The organism is Actinomadura sp. KC345 (assembly GCF_004348515.1).
Taxonomy (GTDB): domain Bacteria; phylum Actinomycetota; class Actinomycetes; order Streptosporangiales; family Streptosporangiaceae; genus Spirillospora.
The window spans coordinates 1-2,400 of sequence record NZ_SMKH01000523.1 but is presented as its reverse complement, the minus strand read 5'-3'; the positions used below and the strand labels follow the sequence as shown (position 1 = coordinate 2,400).

Below are 2,400 nucleotides of genomic sequence, written 5' to 3'. Positions count from 1 at the left end.
GGTCGGGAGAGGGGAGGGCGATCATCCCTCCGGGGAACGCGAAACGCCCTCCCCGCGGGGCTTTCCCGACCTCCGGGTGCTGTGGTTACGTTGACGGCGCCGACCGTGCCGTTCGAGGGTGGCGACGCTCCCCGCGCCTCCCGAGGCGCCGACCTTAGGACGGGGTAACCGCACAACATGACCCGCTTCGCCACCTGGCTCGGGAAGAACGCCGACGCCGTGATCGCGCTCGTGCTCGCCATCACCGTCGCGGTGCTCGGCGTCGGGGTGAAGCTGCCGAACGAGGCGGAGATCACCAACAGCGCGATCCTCGCGGTGATCGGCCTGCTGGCGACGTCGGTGCTCCGGGACCGCAACCGCCGCATCCCGGTCGAGGCCGAGGTCCGCGACACGCTGCGGGCGTCCTCGACCACGCTGGACGACCTGAGCGGCAGGCTGACCCACATCGAGGGGTTCGAGAGCGTCCTGTCCGACACCAAGCGCGCCCTGGACGAGAGCACGGTCGTCCGCGTCATCGGCGGCGCGGAGGTCGCGCAGGTCCTCGAAGAGGCGCGCCGCGACACCGACAGGTGGTTCTTCAAGGGCGGGACGGGCACCTACATCCGCGCGCGGACGCTGCCCGAGTGCGTGGCCGCCGCCCGCAGGGAGCGGCGGACGCTGCTGGTCCGCCTGGAGATCCTCGACCCCACGAACGTGGAGGTGTGCGAGGCGTACGCGCGCCACCGCCGCTCGGTGGCGGAGGGCCCCGACGCGACGGGCGAGCCGTGGACGCTGGACCGCACCCGCAAAGAGGCGTACGCCACGATCCTCGCGTCGTGCTGGCACAAGCAGCGGTTCGCGATGCTCGACATCGACATCGGCCTGTCGCGGACGATGACGACGCTCCGCTACGACCTCGCGGCGACCCGGATCGTGGTGACCCGCGACGACCCGCGCGGCGAGGCGCTGGTGATCGACAGCGACAAGTTCTACTACAGCTGGGTGAGCGCGGAGCTGCAGACCAGCCTGGACCAGGCGCGCCGCGTGCCGGTCGAGCAGGCGAGGCTGGCGCCGCTGGACGACGAGCCGACGGTCGAGGAGGCCCGCAAGCTCTTCGAGGTGATCGGGATCGACCTCGCGCAGGGCTACACCGACCGCGACGTCATCGAGATCATCCGGAAGGCGCTGCGGGCCAAGGATCCCTACGAGTGACCGCGAGCGATGGGGCGTCCGGAGTGAGGTACGAGGAGATCCGCGAGGAGATCCGGGCCGGCACGGCGGCGCGGACGTTACCGGCGTGGGCCGGAGGCGTCCTGGACGACGTCGCGGCGGGCCGCTCGCCCGTTCCGGCCGTCCGGCACCCGCTGGGGTTCGTCTGCCTTCCCGTGGAGCGCACCGGCGACTTCGGCGTGTGCCTGCACATCTGGACGCCGGAGGTGCACCCGGCGCCGTCCACCACGTCTTCGGTGCACTGCCACAGCTGGGAGCTGGTGAGCTTCGTCCTGTACGGGACGCTGCGGAACGTCCGGGTGGACATCGACGGGGAGCCCGGCGGGAACCCGGCGGAGCGGACGCGGCAGGTCTTCGAGGTCGTCAGCGAGGGCGGCGTGGACGAGCTGAGGGCGACCGGGCGGACCGTCCGCTGCTCCCCCGGCCGGTCCAGCACCCACCGGACCGGAGAGTCGTACACGCTTCCCGCCGGGGTGTTCCACACGACGCTCATCGAGGACGGCAGGGACGCGGCGACGGTCGCGCTCGGGCGGCAGGCGCCCGGCGGCGGCGACCTGTCGCTCGGCCCCCTGGACACCCCCACCCACCGGGTGCATCGCTCACGTTCCGACCCCGCCGACACCGTGCGCGCCCTGCGGCGTTCCGCCCGCCGGATCGCCGCGGCGCATCCGGGGCCCGCGCGGGCCGCCGCGGAGAACGATGAGCGCCCGCCCGCCGATCCGCACGCGCGGCGGCACCGCTCGGCGCGCCGGTAGGCCCGGCGCCGGACCCGACTGGAGAGGCCCGATGAGATCCACGACCCCGTCCCCGGCCCATCCGGTCGACCTCTCCGCGGCCCGCCGCGTGGCGGTGGACGCGGCCGCCGCCGCCGGGAGGCTGCTCGCCGCGGGCGTGGGCGAACCTCTCAACGCCCGCCCGAAGGGCACGGGCGGGGACGTGGTGACGGACCTGGACACGGCCGCCGAGGAGCTGATCGTCGGGCGGCTGCGGGCCGCGTATCCGGGGCACCGCATCATCGCCGAGGAGGCCGGGGTCCTCCAAGGCGAGCCGGACGAGGAGATGGTCTGGCTCGTCGATCCCCTGGACGGGACCAACAACGTGGCGATCGGCATGCCCGTGTACGCGGTGGGCCTGGCGTTGTGCGCGCGCGCAGAGCCCGTCTTGGGCGTCGTCCACGACCCGGTGACGGGG

At 73.5% G+C, this 2,400-nt stretch carries 3 protein-coding genes; all 3 read left to right on the top strand.

Annotated elements, in window-relative coordinates:
• Positions 1-177 precede the first annotated feature (177 nt).
• Positions 178-1,191: a hypothetical protein gene (locus tag E1281_RS39160; RefSeq protein ID WP_131884736.1), complete on the top strand. Its 1,014-nt coding sequence runs from the start codon at positions 178-180 to the stop codon at positions 1,189-1,191.
• Positions 1,188-1,964, top strand: coding sequence for a hypothetical protein (locus E1281_RS39155; protein ID WP_207943786.1), 777 nt, complete (start codon positions 1,188-1,190; stop codon positions 1,962-1,964). The genes E1281_RS39160 and E1281_RS39155 overlap by 4 nt, the downstream gene beginning before the upstream one ends.
• Positions 1,965-1,995: 31 nt before the next feature.
• Positions 1,996-2,400, top strand: a 405-nt coding sequence (locus E1281_RS39150; protein WP_279433692.1) for an inositol monophosphatase family protein, incomplete at its 3' end; no start/stop codon positions are given.